Here is a 12,690-nt window from a genome sequence, read left to right as displayed (position 1 = left end):
ACCGGGCCGGCGAGCTCTTCACCCTCGAATGAAGTCGAGGAAGATGGGTGCGCAGTCGCCCAGCCGCTTTTCCTCGTAGCGTGTGGTGATGTGGTCCACGGGCGGATTCCGCCAGTCGTCCGCCTGCCTCGCCGTCCAGGTGAAGGACGGGTTCGCCGTGAACAGCTCGAGAGCCTGGTCGGCGTAGTCGGCCCAGTCGCTGGCGAAGCGGAGCGTTCCGCCCGGCCGCAGGATGCGGGCGAGTTCGTCCACCATCCCAGACTGGATCAGGCGACGCTTGTTGTGACGGGCCTTGGGCCAGGGGTCCGGGAAGAGGATGAACACCCGCGCGACCGCGCCTTCGGGCAGCCGCGCCGTCAGTTCGCGAACGTCGCCGTCGTGAAGGCGCACGTTGTCCAGGCCCTGCTCGTCGATGTGACGGACCGCGCTGGCCACCCCGTTGGTGAAGGGCTCGGCGCCCAGGATCAGGACGTCGGGGCGGCGCGCGGCCTGGGACGCCATGTGCTCGCCGCCGCCGAAGCCGATCTCCAGCCAGGTTTCCGCGGCGCCGGGCATGAGCGCCGCAACCTCAACCGGCCCGGGCGGGATACGGAGAACAGGCAGGCGCTCGTCCATCAGGGCGGCCTGGCGCGGCTTGATGGGGCGCGACTTCAGGCGGCCATAGGAGCGCAGCGGCGGGTGGTCGGTCATGCTCTTCCACTACGCGTCGAGGCCGGGATTGTCCCGCCCCGCCCGCAACGCCGGCGCCGACAGCCGTGGAACGGCGGTCGGCGCACCACCCCCGTCGGGGCGAGGGCGTTTCGAGGGAGTCCTAGGCGACGCCCTTCAGCGCATCCACGAGATCGGTCTTCTCCCAGGAGAAGCCGCCCTCGTTGTCGGGCTGGCGGCCGAAGTGGCCATAGGCGGCCGTACGGGCGTAGATCGGCCGGTTCAGCTGAAGGTGCTCGCGGATCGCGCGCGGGGTGGCCCCGCCGATCAGTTCGGGGAGGATGGTTTCCAGCTTGGCCGGGTCGATCTCGCCGGTGTCGTGCAGGTCGACGTAGAACGACAGCGGGCGCGCCACCCCGATCGCATAGCTGATCTGGATCGTGCATTTCCGGGCCAGGCCGGCGGCCACCACGTTCTTGGCGAGGTACCGGCAGGCGTAGGCCGCCGAACGATCCACCTTCGTCGGGTCCTTCCCGGAGAAGGCGCCGCCGCCGTGCGGGGCCGCGCCGCCGTAGGTGTCGACGATGATCTTGCGGCCGGTCAGGCCGGCGTCGCCGTCGGGGCCGCCGATCTCGAAGCGGCCGGTCGGATTGACGTGCCACTTGGTCGCCTTGGTGATCAACCCGGCCGGGATCACGCCTTCCACGTAGGGGCGGATCAGGCCTTCGATGCGCTTGGGCGTGGCCGAATGCAGGCCGATGCGCTTCTTGTGCTGGGTCGAGACCACGATCTCCAGGATCTCGACCGGGCGGCCGTCCTCATAGCGCACCGTCACCTGGCTCTTGGCGTCAGGCTCCAGCACGGCGCATTCGCCCGAATGCCGAACCTCGGCCAGCTTTCTCAGGATGTCGTGGCTGAACTGCAGCGGCGCCGGCATCAGCGAGGCCGTCTCATCGCTGGCGTAGCCGAACATGATGCCCTGGTCGCCGGCGCCCTCGTCCTTCTTCTCGGTGGCGTCCACGCCCTGGGCGATGTGGGCCGACTGTTCGTGCAGGTGGCAGGCGTACTTGGCCTTGGCCCAGTGGAAGCCCTTCTGCTCGTAGCCGATGTCCTTCACCGCGGCGCGGACCTTGGGCTCCAGGCTCTTCACGATCTCCTTGGTGAGCGCCTTGTTCTCGGCCTTCGAGCCGCCGGGCCGGCCGGCGCGAACTTCGCCCGCCAGGACGATGCGGTTGGTCGTCACCAGGGTCTCGCAGGCCACGCGGGCTTCGGGATTGGCGGCCAGGAAGGCGTCGACGACGGTGTCCGAAATCCGGTCGGCGACCTTGTCGGGATGGCCTTCGGACACGCTCTCGCTGGTGAAGATGTAACTGGAACGGCTCAAGGGGAGACTCCGGGAAATGGGATCGGCGCGCCAGGCGACCTGCAAAGGCGTGACCTGCAAGTCGGGCGCCAGCCTATAAAGAAATCCTTATGTGGCGCCAAGAGACTGGCGGGACCCTGTTTCAGGGCTGCGCGGACGGCGGCGACGGCCCGCCAGCCAGGCCGCGGCCGAGAGCAGCAGCATGGCGGCGAACGGGACCTCCCCGATCCGGCTGTAGAGGGTGGGCGGGCCCGGCGAGGGGAGGCGGGCGTCGATGATCCCCGCGCGCCCCAGGCCGAGCATCCGCCGCGACAGGATGCGGCCCTGAGGATCGATCACGGCCGAGACGCCCGTTGGGGTGGAGCGCACCATCGGCAAGCCGGCCTCGATGGCCCGATAGCTGGCGATGTTCAGGTGCTGCCACGGACCGCTGGTCGCGCCGAACCACGCGTCGTTCGAGATGTTGAGGATCCAGGCGGGCCGCTCGGCCCCGTCGGCCAGTCGCGGGAACAGCGCCTCGTAGCAGATCAGCGGCTGGACGGTCGGCAGGCCCGGCAACTCCAGCGGGCGCGGCGGCGGGCCGGCGGAGAAGTCGTCGGGCATCCGGACCAGCGCGCGGACACCCAGGCGGTCGGCCAGGTCCCCCAGAGGCATGAACTCGCCGAACGGCACCAGGCGGTGCTTGTCGTAGACGCCGATCACGCGCAGCGCCGGCCCATCGCGGCGGAAGGCCAGGAGCGTGTTGTAGTAGAGCCAGCCGTCGCCGCCGCCCGCACGGCCGTTCGGGTCCGCATCGACCCGGTTCGCCCCCATCAGCAGCGTCTGGCCCGGCCGTACCGCGTCACGCAGCCGCGGCGCAAAGGGCGAGCCCGGGGCGAGCAGGTCGTCGATCACGGCGGGCAGGGCGCCCTCGGGCCAGATCACGATGTCCGGAGGAGTTGCGGCCGGACGGCCGGTCAGGTCCAGGTAGGCGTCGAAGACCGCCTCCAGGTTCTCGGGCTTCCACTTGTCCTTCTGGTCGATGTTGGCCTGGACGATTCGGACCACCGGCGCGTCGGCGGCGTAGGGCGTGCGCGCCGCGGCGGCGAGGCGGCCCGCGCCGCCCGCGTACAGCGCCGTGAGCGCCACCCCGGCCGCCATGAGCATCCCCGCCTGCGCCAGCCGTCGGACCGGCAGCATCAGCAGCGCCGGAGCCGAGGCGATCGCCAGGGTGATCCAGGTCAGGCCGTACGCGCCGAAGAGGGCGGCCGCCTGCGAGGGCGCGCTGCCCGCGCGCCAGCTCTCGCCCACGAGGTTCCAGGGCAGGCCCGTCAGGACGTGGCCCCGGAGCCACTCGGCCGCCGCGAACACGCCGGCGAAGACCAGCGGCTTCCAGGCGCTGCGAGGCCGCAGCGCCCGGTACGCCACACCCGCCGCGCCCCAGAACAGCGCCAGCCCGCCGGCCATCAGGACGACCGCGAACGGGGCCATCCAGCCGTGGGCCGCAACGTCCACGAGGAACGGCTCGGCGATCCAGAAGGTCGAAACCGCGAAGTAGCCCAGGCCCGCCAGCCAGCTCAGCCCGAACGCCGCCCGGAGGGGCCGCTCGCGCACCGCCTCGAGCCGCAGCAGCAGGACCGCATAGCCCGCAAGGCCGACGATCAGGCCGAACGGCGGATGGGCGATCCCGGCCGCCAGGCCCGCGAGCAGCGCGGTCAGGGGCGCATACCAGCGGGGACGGGTCATATGACGCTCTTCGCGCGGAGTTCGCCTGTCTGACCCTGCCGCCGGCGACCCGCCATTCAAGCCTCGATGGCCGTCGCGTCGACCGGCTGGGCCAGACGCACACGCACCCGTTTCACGCGCCTGGGATCTGCGGCCAGCACCTCGAAGGTGAAGCCGTCGGGGTGCTCGATGGTCTCGTTCTTCTGCGGCACGCGTCCCACGAGGGCGTTGAGCAGACCGGCGACCGTGTCGATCTCCTCGTCCAGCGCTTCGGCCGCGAGGTCCGCCCCGTCGCCGATCGCCTGCTCCAGTTCTTCCAGGGGCGCGCGGCCGTCGACGATCCAGCCTTCGTCGTCGTGGACGATGGGCGCGAAGCCCTGATCGCCGGCCTCGTCGTGCTCGTCGTCGATATCGCCGACCAGCGTCTCCAGCAGGTCTTCCAGGGTGACGAGACCGTCGGTGCCGCCGAACTCGTCGATCACCAGGGCCAGGTGTATCCGGCGCGCGCGCATGGTGGTGAGCAGCTGCGCCGCGCTCATCGAAGGCGGCACGTACAGCCCCTCGCGGACCAGATGGTGGCGGCCCATCAGGATACGGTCGTCGGGCTTGGGCTGGCGGGTCTTGCGGGCCAGGAGCTTGAAGACGTCCTTCATGTGGACGACGCCCACCGGCTCGTCGAGCGTCTCCTTGTAGACCGGCATCCGGCTGTGCTCGGCCTCCACGAACCGGGCCGTCACCTCCGCAAAGGTGCAGCTGCGCTCCACGGCCACGATGTCGGGGCGCCGGCGCATGAGATCGCCCACGCGCAGCTCCTCGAACGCTCGGGCATGGCGGACGAGTTCGCCGCCCGCTTCGGTCAGGGACTTGGGGGTTTCGTCGGCGGCCGCCTCGGCCGTCCCGCGAAAGAAGTCGAAAAGCCGTACGAGCCCGAGCCATCCCTGGCGCGGGCTCCGTCGACTAGGAGGGTCCGGGTCGTTCATGCTCTCCCTCGCCGGCCGCATAGGGATCGGAAATCCCCAGCTCCGCCAGCACAGCGCGCTCGAAGCCTTCCATGGCTTCGGCTTCATCATCGCCGATGTGATCGTATCCGAGAAGATGCAGAACGCCATGCACCGTCAAATGCTGAAGGTGATGCGCCAGCGGCTTGCCCTGTTCGGCGGCTTCGCGGGCGCAGACTCCGAACGCCAGGGCGATGTCGCCCAGGTGGAATTCCGGATTCCGCGGCGCCGGGAAACTGAGGACGTTCGTGGGCGAATCCTTCTGGCGGAATCTGGCGTTCAGCTCCCGAACCGACTCGTCGTCGGTGAGCAGGATGGTGACTCCCTCGTGCCCCGCGCCTTCGCGGTCGAGCGCGACCAGGGCCGCGCCGCGGACCAGCATCTCCACGTCCGGCAACGCCTCGACCCAGGCGGGGTCCTCGATCTCGATGTCGATCACACCGTGCGCCCCCGCCGGGCCGCATCGGCGTCGTAGGCGCGCACGATCCGCTCCACCAGCGGATGGCGGACCACGTCCTCGGCGCCGAAACGGGTGACGCCGATCCCCTTCTCCCCCTCCAGGAGGCCGACGGCGTGCGCCAGGCCGCTGTCGCCGGGGTTCGGCAGGTCGATCTGGGTCGGGTCGCCGGTCACGGCCATGCGCGAGCCCTCGCCCAGCCGGGTCAGCACCATCTTCATCTGCGCACGGCTGGCGTTCTGCGCCTCGTCCACGATGACGAAGGCATGGCTCAGGGTGCGGCCGCGGAGAAAGGCGATCGGCGCGACTTCGATCTCGCCCTTCTCGCGCCGCCGGCGAAGCTGCTCCGCCCCCAGGATATCGGTCAGCGCTTCCCAGACGGGCGCCATGTACGGGTCGACCTTCTCGTTCATGTCGCCGGGCAGGAAACCCAGCCGCTCGCCCGCCTCGACCGCCGGACGCGAAACGATCAGGCGATCCACCGCTCCCCGCAGCAGCATGCCGGCGCCGTAGGCCACCGCGAGGAAGGTCTTGCCCGTGCCCGCCGGGCCCAGGCCGAACACCAGTTCGCAATCGGCCAGCGCCTGGAGATACCGCGCCTGGTTGGGCGTCTTGGGCGCCACCTGGCCGCGGCGGCCGACCGGCAGGGGTTGCGCCCCCGGCGTCCCGCCGCCCGTGCGCGCCTGGCCGATGGCGACCCGCACGTCGGCCTCGACCACCTCGAAGCCCTGGTCGGCGCGGGCCGCGATCGCCTGCACCGCCTTCTTGGCCTGGCCGCGGGACTTGGCGTCGCCCGACAGAGAGACGCCGCCGCCGGGGGTTTCCAGCAGCACGCCGAAGGCGTCCTCGATCAGGGCGGCGTGCCGGCTGTTGGCGCCGGCCACGGCGCGGACCGCCTCGTCGGACAACGGCACGAATTCAGGGGCGCGGCTCATTCGGACGCGCGGCTCAAGCCGCCTCCAGTTCCAGGATCCCCGCGAGGGAGTTCTTCGCCCCGCGTTCGATCGTCACCGGAACGATCCGGCCCAGCAACCGATCCGGCGCCGTCACATGGACCGCCTGAAGATAGGGACTCTTGCCCACGAGCTGGCCGGCGTGGCGGCCGGTCTTCTCGAACAGCACGGGCAGGGTGCGGCCGGCCTGGGCGGCGTTGAACGCCTGCTGCTGTTCGTCCAGCAGGGCCTGGAGCCGCCGGAGCCGTTCGTCCGCGACCTCGGGCGCGACCTGTCCCATCATGGCCGCCGCGGGCGTGCCGGGCCGACGGGAATATTTGAACGAGAAGGCGCTGGCGTAGCCCACCTCGCGCACGAGCTGCAGCGTGGCTTCGAAATCGGCGTCCCGCTCGCCCGGGAAGCCGACGATGAAATCCCCCGAGATCGCGATGTCGGGCCGGGCGGCGCGGATCCGTTCGATCAGGCGCAGATAGCTCTCGGCCGTATGCGCCCGGTTCATCGCCTTCAGCACCTTGTCCGAGCCCGCCTGCACCGGCAGGTGCAGATAGGGCATCAGGGCCTCGACCTCGCCGTGGGCGGCGATCAGGGCGTCGTCCATGTCGCGCGGATGGCTGGTGGTGTAGCGGATACGGTCCAGGCCCGGGATCGTCGCCAGGCGACGGACGAGACCGGCGAGACCGCCGACGCCCTGATAGGCGTTGACGTTCTGTCCCAGCAGGGTGACCTCGCGCACGCCCTTCTCGGCCAGGGCGCGGGCCTCGGCCTCGATGGCTTCGGCCGGGCGGCTCCATTCGCCGCCGCGCGTATAGGGCACGACGCAGAAGGTGCAGAACTTGTCGCAGCCCTCCTGCACCGTCAGGAACGCCGAGACGCCGGCGGGATTGCGGACGGCGGGCAAGGCGTCGAACTTCTCGTCGGGGGCGAAATCGGCGGACAGCCGCTCGCCGCGCGCGCGGTGCGCGCGCGCGATCAGCTCGGGAAGCTGGTGATAGGCCTGCGGCCCCACCACCAGGTCCACGGCCGGCTGGCGGCGCATGATCTCCTCGCCCTCGGCCTGGGCCACGCAACCGGCCACGGCGATGGTCATGCCGCCCGGCTTCTCCTGCTTCAGGCGCTTCAACTGGCCCAGTTCCGAATAGACCTTCTCGGTGGCCTTCTCCCGGATGTGACAGGTGTTGAGCACCACCAGATCGGCGCCCGTCGGGTCGTCGGTCACGCCATAGCCCAGCGGCGCAAGGACGTCGGCCATGCGTTCGCTGTCGTAGACGTTCATCTGACAGCCGTACGTCTTGATGTAGAGGCGCTTTGCGGGCGCGGGCTCGGACATGCCGCGCGTTATGGGGACCCGGGCGCGCAGGCGCAATCCCTCCCCTCGAACGACAAAGGCGACCTACTCCTCGACCGGCACCCCGTAGAGTTCCAGCCGGTGGTCCACCAGCTTGTAGCCCAGCTTCCGGGCGATGGCCTCCTGCAGGGCCTCGATCTCGGGGTCCACGAACTCGATGACCTTGCCCGTCTTCATGTCGATGAGATGGTCGTGGTGCTCGTCGGTATGTTCTTCGTAGCGCGAGCGGCCGTCGCGGAAGTCGAGCCGATCGATGATGCCCGCCTCCTCGAACAGGCGGACGGTGCGGTAGACGGTGGCGATCGAGATGTGCGGGTCGATGGCGTGCGCGCGCCGATGCAGCTCTTCCACGTCGGGATGGTCGTCCGACGCCGACAGGACGCGCGCGATCACCCGCCGCTGGTCGGTCATGCGCATGTTCTTCTCGAGGCAGAGCTTCTCGATTCGATCCACGGGGGCCCCTTTCCGTCTCGCCTTAGGATAGGTCTAGAGGTCTGCGTTCGTAAGGTCGAGACGCATCACGAGCGCGTCGGCCCGCCCGTCGGCGCCCCGGTCGTAGTAGCCGCGCCGCAAGCCCGCGCGCACGAAGCCCAGGTCGGCGTAGAGGCCGATGGCCGACAGGTTTCCGACGTCCACTTCCAGGAAGATCTCACGCGCCCCTCCACCCCGCGCGGCTCCAAGGGCGGCGGCCATCAGGGCCCTGGCGACCCCGCGGCGGCGCGCCCACGGCGCGACGCCCACGGTCAGGATCTCGGCTTCCTCCCCGACGATGCGGACGAGCGCGACGCCGGCGGCGTCGCCCGCCTCGGCCAGGAACCCCGCCACGCCCGGCTGGGCCAGGATCTCGCGGAAGTCGGTCTCGTCCCAGGGCCGGTCGAAGGCCTGGGCGTGCGCCGAGGCCAGGGCCGGCGCATGATCCGGGAGAGCGGGGTGGAGCTTCACGGCCGGGGGTCGTCCGGCGTCCTGCCGCCGGGAAGCTTCGCGTCGGGCGCCCGCAGGTAGAGCGGCCTGAGGGGCGCGGACGATCGGCCGGCCGCCAGGCGCGCGACAAGACGGGCGTCGCAACCCTCCGGCGTCGACACCGCGGCGCCGGGCGCAGCCGAGGCCAGAAGGGGGGCGCCCGAGCCCACCAGCGTCAGCGGACGACCCTGGGCCAGCTCCGCCAGTCGCGCCGCCGCGGTTCCGACCGGCAGAACGTCGGGCGCCATCAGCGCCACGCCGCCGTCGAAGATCTGGAGATAGAGCTGGTCGCGGCGCGCATCGATGGCGGCGACGACCGTGCCCGCGGCCTCGGCGGCGAGCGCCTCCAGCGTCCCCACACCCGCGGCCGGCCGGCCCAGGGCCGAGGCCAGGCCCTTGGCGAAGGCCACGCCGACGCGCAGGCCCGTGAACGAGCCCGGTCCCACCGTCGCCCCGATCAGGTCCAGGTCGGCGAAGGGGCGGCCGGCCTCGGCCATCGCCGCCCGAACCATCGGGGCCAGCCGCTCCTGATGCCCACGCGCCATGGCTTCGCTGTGGTGTGCGAGCACGGTCCCGTCGTCCACCACGGCGACCGAGCAGGCGTTCAGGCAGGTGTCGAGGCCCAGGACCAGCATCGATCCTCGCCTATCCCGTTCGCGTCGGGCCTCAAAGGGCCTGTTCGACCGCGGTCACTTCCGGGACGTAGTGCTTCAGCATGTTCTCGACCCCCTGCTTCAGGGTCGCCGACGACGAGGGACAACCCGAGCAGGCGCCGCGCATGTGCAGCCAGACCACCCCCGTGTCGACGTCGAAGCGGTTGAACAGGATGTCGCCGCCGTCCTGCGCCACCGCGGGACGGATGCGGGTGTCCAGCAGGTCCTTGATCTCGGCGACGATCTGGGCGGTCTCGCCCTCGTAGACGCCGCCGTCGTGGTCGTCGTCCCCGGCCGCCGCGGCCGCGCCGTCGTTCAGCAGCGGTCGGCCCGACGTGTAGTGATCCATGATCGCCGCCAGGACGGGCGCCTTGATCAGCGGCCAGTCCACCGAGGGATGCTTGCCCACGGTGATGAAGTCGGGGCCGAAGAACACCCGGGTCACCCCGGTCACTTCGAACAGCTCGGCGGCCAGCGGCGAATCGCCGGCCTCCTCGGGGCTGCGGAAGTCGCGCGACCCGTCGCTCAGGACGTCGCGGCCGGGCAGGAACTTCAGCACCTCGGGGTTCGGCGTGGCTTCGGTCTGGATGAACATGCCGCAGATGTGGCGCTGGACCGCGCCGAGCGCAAGTTTTCCCGCCGGGCCGACGGCCCGCGCGCCCCTCAGTTCGCCGGCGTCAGCACCGTCCCGATGTAGCGGTCGCGGAGCAGGCGGTTGCGCGCGGTCAGGGGCTGTTCGACGCCGCGGACCATCACCATCCGCGCCGCCGTCGTGGTCTCCAGCGGGTCGCCGTTCCAGAGCACGAGGTCGGCCTCCTTGCCCGCTTCGATGGAGCCGAACCGGTCGGCCACGCCGAAGATCCTCGCCGGATTTAGCGTGATCGCCGCCAGCGCCTCGTGCGGCGTGATCCCGAAGCGGGCCGCACGCCCGGCCAGATAGCGCGGCGTGCGGATCAGGAAGACGATGCGGGCCACGCTGGGCTTGAACGCCACCAGTACGCCGGCCTGGCTGAGGATCGCGGCGTTCTCGTAGGTCGCGTTCAGGTTCTCCCACTGGAAGGCCTGGTTCTCCTCGGCGTCGATCACCACGGGGACCTTGGCCGCGGCGATCTCCCGGGCCAGCATCCAGGCCTCCGAGCCGCCGGACAGGATCACCTGCACCTTCTGCTCGCGCGCGAAGGCCAGGACGTTGCGGATATCCGAGGCGCGGTTCGCCTCGACCAGCAGCGGGACGCGACCCTCGGCCACCGGGACCAGCGCCTCGAGATCGGCGCGCGAGAGGGACAGCTCCTCAAGCCGCGCCGGATCGACCGCGGCGGGATTGCGGGCATGGGCGCGGGCGTCGGCCAGCGCCTGGGCGAGCTGGACGAACAGGGCCCCGCGCGACCCGCCCGCCGCCGATGCCCCCATCTCGCCGGCGTCCAGGTAGAGCGCCGCGCGCGGCTTCACGGTCGGATCGCCGCCTTCGCCGAGGTGGATGACCCCCACCTGGCCGCCGAAGAGCCGCGCCGGGGCGTTGGGCGGCCGCGAGGGCGGATTGGGCGCCACCACCGCACGCGTCACGCCTTCGATCCGCGCCTCGGGGACCTGGGGCGAGTTCGGATTCACGTCGCTCAGCACGTCGAAGCCAGCGCTGAGCCGCGGATTGTTCGAGCCCCGGCCGCCATAGCCGCTGCCGATGGTGTCGTTCAGGCCGATCGGCGTGACCGCAGCCACGAGGCCGGGTGTCAGGATCTGGCCACGCGCATCGATGACACGGGCGTCCGGCGGAATGGCGATCCCGGCCCCGACCGCGGCGATCCGTCCGTCGCGGACGACGACCGAGCCCTGGGCGATGTCGCCCGAGGGGCCCATCGTCAGCACCCGGGCGTTGACGATGGCCACCGTCTCGGCCGCGACAGGGCCGGCGCCCAGGAGCAGCGCGGCGGCGAACAGCAGGCGGCGGATCATCGCGGCGTCCCCGTTCCCTTCGCGTCCGAGCCCTGCCCACTCAGGCCTGGCACGTCCAGTCCCTTAGGGGCGGGCCGGGGCGGCGAGACCGGCCGCCGGGCGTTGCCGAGTTCGAAGTCCGACCGGGGCGGCGACGGCGGCGCGGCCCGGTCGTAGGCCAGGGCGCCGTCGATGAACACCAGGTCGGGGAGGCTGTAGACGCTGAGAGGATCGGCGCTCCACAGGACGACGTCGGCCGCCTTGCCCGCCTCCAGAGATCCGGTCCTGTCGTCGATCCCGATCACGCGGGCGGCGTTGATCGTCACCCACGCGATGGCGTCCTCGGGCGTCGTGCCCAGACCCGCCTCGCGCCCGGCCGTCATGGCCCGCGCCGCCTCGTGGTTCAGGTGCTGGATCAGGCGCACGTCGTCCGAGTGCATGGCCGCCACCCCGCCCGCCTTCTGGACGAAGGCCGCAGTCTCCATTACCGAATCGTAGGCCTCCATCTTGTAGCCCGACCAGTCGCCGGCCCAGGTGACGACGGCGATCTTCTCACGCGCCAGCAGCGGCGCGATCTTGAACGCCTCCAGCGCGTGGTGGAACGCGGCGATCCGGAAGCCGAACTCGTGGCTGAGATCGATCATCTGGATCATCTCGTCGGCCCGGTAGCAGTGGATGTGGACCTTGATGTCGCCGGTGAGGGCGGCGGCCACGGTCTCCAGCATCAGGTCGCGGCGGGGCGGATCGCCGCTACCCCGGCGACGCCAGTCGGCCCAACGCTGGGCGTACTCCTGGGCCGAGATGAAGGTGTTGCGATAGCCCATCATGCCGCCGGCGCGCGTGCCGGGGCGCCCGCCCCCGCCGCCGGTCGGGTTCTCGCCGCAGGCCATCTTCAGCCCATAGGGCGCGCCAGGGAACTTCATGCCCTGGGGCGCCAGCGCCGGGACGTTCTTCAGGGTGACGGTGCGGCCGTTGAACAGGTTGGACGAACCGGGAAGGATCTGGATCGTCGTCACCCCGGCCTGCAGCGCGCGCTCGAACATCGGGTCCTGGGTCCAGACCGTGTGCTCGATCCAGATCCCGCCCGGATTCGGGCCGCTCTCGTTGCTGCCGTCGCCGTTGGCGCCCGAGGGGCTGGAGCCGGCGCCGATGTGGGCGTGGGGATCGACCAGGCCGGGAGTCAGCCAGCGTCCGGCGGCGTCGATCACCCGGACATCGGCCGGCCGCGCCACGTCTCGGCCCACGGCGGCGACCTTGCCGTCCCGGATCAGCAGCGACCCGCCGTCGATCCGGGGACCGGCGGCGGTCAGGATCGTCGCGTTGACGATGAGGACCGGCGGAGCGGCCGGCGCCTCGTAGGTGGACGGAAACGGATCGGGGCGAGCGGCCGGATCCAGACCCGCGCGGATCGGCCGCGGGGCCGCCGACTCCGCCGGGGGCGGCTTCACGGCGGCCGCACAGGCCGCGAGCGGCAGGGCCAGCAGGGTCACCAGCAGGAACCCGGACGCTCTCCACATCGCGAAACACCCCAGAGGCCGGAGACCACACAAAGTCCGACAAGTGAAATCTAGTCCAGTATCCACGCAAGTTTTATTCAAGCTATGTGGTCAAAGGCACAATGTGGCATCGTTCTTCTGCATCCAGGCTTCATCGCGCATATTTTTGCGCGCCCGGCGGACA

General features: G+C 71.0%; 13 protein-coding genes. All 13 read right to left on the bottom strand.

Translation table 11 applies throughout. The annotated features are described in order from the left end of the window. Positions 1 to 18 precede the first annotated feature (18 nt). Positions 19 to 690, bottom strand: a complete 672-nt coding sequence (trmB, locus tag ABS78_RS08600) for a tRNA (guanosine(46)-N7)-methyltransferase TrmB (RefSeq protein ID WP_293377117.1) — start codon at positions 688 to 690, stop codon at positions 19 to 21. Positions 691 to 811: 121 nt separating this feature from the next. Next, positions 812 to 2,032 carry a methionine adenosyltransferase gene (gene metK / locus ABS78_RS08595; protein ID WP_293377114.1) on the bottom strand — a complete coding sequence of 407 codons (1,221 nt, stop codon included), beginning with the start codon at positions 2,030 to 2,032 and terminating at the stop codon, positions 812 to 814. Positions 2,033 to 2,119: 87 nt separating this feature from the next. Continuing rightward, complete coding sequence (gene lnt, locus ABS78_RS08590; protein WP_293377111.1) at positions 2,120 to 3,736, bottom strand: apolipoprotein N-acyltransferase; 1,617 nt, start codon at positions 3,734 to 3,736, stop codon at positions 2,120 to 2,122. A gap of 56 nt (positions 3,737 to 3,792) precedes the next feature. Next, positions 3,793 to 4,695 (bottom strand): hemolysin family protein, encoded by a 903-nt coding sequence (locus ABS78_RS08585; protein WP_293377108.1) that lies wholly within the window; start codon positions 4,693 to 4,695, stop codon positions 3,793 to 3,795. After that, entirely contained in the window at positions 4,673 to 5,095 is a 423-nt protein-coding gene (gene ybeY / locus ABS78_RS08580) for an rRNA maturation RNase YbeY (RefSeq protein WP_293377189.1), read from the bottom strand. The genes ABS78_RS08585 and ybeY overlap by 23 nt, the downstream gene beginning before the upstream one ends. Positions 5,096 to 5,148: 53 nt before the next feature. Next, positions 5,149 to 6,105, bottom strand: coding sequence for a PhoH family protein (locus tag ABS78_RS08575; RefSeq protein ID WP_293377105.1), 957 nt, complete (start codon positions 6,103 to 6,105; stop codon positions 5,149 to 5,151). Between the two features lie 13 nt (positions 6,106 to 6,118). Then, positions 6,119 to 7,450, bottom strand: coding sequence for a tRNA (N6-isopentenyl adenosine(37)-C2)-methylthiotransferase MiaB (gene miaB / locus ABS78_RS08570; RefSeq protein ID WP_293377102.1), 1,332 nt, complete (start codon positions 7,448 to 7,450; stop codon positions 6,119 to 6,121). Positions 7,451 to 7,513: 63 nt separating this feature from the next. Continuing rightward, positions 7,514 to 7,921 (bottom strand): Fur family transcriptional regulator, encoded by a 408-nt coding sequence (locus ABS78_RS08565; RefSeq protein ID WP_293377099.1) that lies wholly within the window; start codon positions 7,919 to 7,921, stop codon positions 7,514 to 7,516. 33 nt (positions 7,922 to 7,954) lie between these two features. Continuing rightward, positions 7,955 to 8,410 carry a GNAT family N-acetyltransferase gene (locus ABS78_RS08560; protein WP_293377096.1) on the bottom strand — a complete coding sequence of 152 codons (456 nt, stop codon included), beginning with the start codon at positions 8,408 to 8,410 and terminating at the stop codon, positions 7,955 to 7,957. After that, entirely contained in the window at positions 8,407 to 9,060 is a 654-nt protein-coding gene (gene tsaB / locus ABS78_RS08555; protein WP_293377186.1) for a tRNA (adenosine(37)-N6)-threonylcarbamoyltransferase complex dimerization subunit type 1 TsaB, read from the bottom strand. Before tsaB ends, ABS78_RS08560 begins: the two co-directional genes overlap by 4 nt. A 34-nt stretch (positions 9,061 to 9,094) precedes the next feature. Next, positions 9,095 to 9,676 carry a NifU family protein gene (locus tag ABS78_RS08550; protein ID WP_293377093.1) on the bottom strand — a complete coding sequence of 194 codons (582 nt, stop codon included), beginning with the start codon at positions 9,674 to 9,676 and terminating at the stop codon, positions 9,095 to 9,097. A 68-nt stretch (positions 9,677 to 9,744) separates the two neighbouring features. After that, positions 9,745 to 11,031: an amidohydrolase family protein gene (locus ABS78_RS08545; RefSeq protein WP_293377090.1), complete on the bottom strand. Its 1,287-nt coding sequence runs from the start codon at positions 11,029 to 11,031 to the stop codon at positions 9,745 to 9,747. Beyond that, on the bottom strand, positions 11,028 to 12,527 hold the full coding sequence (locus tag ABS78_RS08540; protein WP_293377087.1) for an amidohydrolase family protein: 1,500 nt from the start codon (positions 12,525 to 12,527) through the stop codon (positions 11,028 to 11,030). The genes ABS78_RS08545 and ABS78_RS08540 overlap by 4 nt, the downstream gene beginning before the upstream one ends. Between the last annotated feature and the right edge of the window lie 163 nt (positions 12,528 to 12,690).

Source organism: Phenylobacterium sp. SCN 70-31 (assembly GCF_001724605.1).
GTDB lineage: Bacteria > Pseudomonadota > Alphaproteobacteria > Caulobacterales > Caulobacteraceae > Phenylobacterium.
This window is presented reverse-complemented; position numbering and strand designations above follow the sequence as displayed.

Bases quoted from the DNA above. Each gene is read 5' to 3' on its own strand.
- ABS78_RS08550 (WP_293377093.1), bottom strand. From the start codon at position 9,676: ATGTTCATCCAGACCGAAGCCACGCCGAACCCCGAGGTGCTGAAGTTC.
- ybeY (WP_293377189.1), bottom strand. From the start codon at position 5,095: ATGCTGGTCCGCGGCGCGGCCCTGGTCGCGCTCGACCGCGAAGGCGCG.
- ABS78_RS08585 (WP_293377108.1), bottom strand. From the start codon at position 4,695: ATGAACGACCCGGACCCTCCTAGTCGACGGAGCCCGCGCCAGGGATGG.
- ABS78_RS08545 (WP_293377090.1), bottom strand. From the start codon at position 11,031: ATGATCCGCCGCCTGCTGTTCGCCGCCGCGCTGCTCCTGGGCGCCGGC.
- lnt (WP_293377111.1), bottom strand. From the start codon at position 3,736: ATGACCCGTCCCCGCTGGTATGCGCCCCTGACCGCGCTGCTCGCGGGC.
- trmB (WP_293377117.1), bottom strand. From the start codon at position 690: ATGACCGACCACCCGCCGCTGCGCTCCTATGGCCGCCTGAAGTCGCGC.
- miaB (WP_293377102.1), bottom strand. From the start codon at position 7,450: ATGTCCGAGCCCGCGCCCGCAAAGCGCCTCTACATCAAGACGTACGGC.
- ABS78_RS08540 (WP_293377087.1), bottom strand. From the start codon at position 12,527: ATGTGGAGAGCGTCCGGGTTCCTGCTGGTGACCCTGCTGGCCCTGCCG.
- ABS78_RS08575 (WP_293377105.1), bottom strand. From the start codon at position 6,105: ATGAGCCGCGCCCCTGAATTCGTGCCGTTGTCCGACGAGGCGGTCCGC.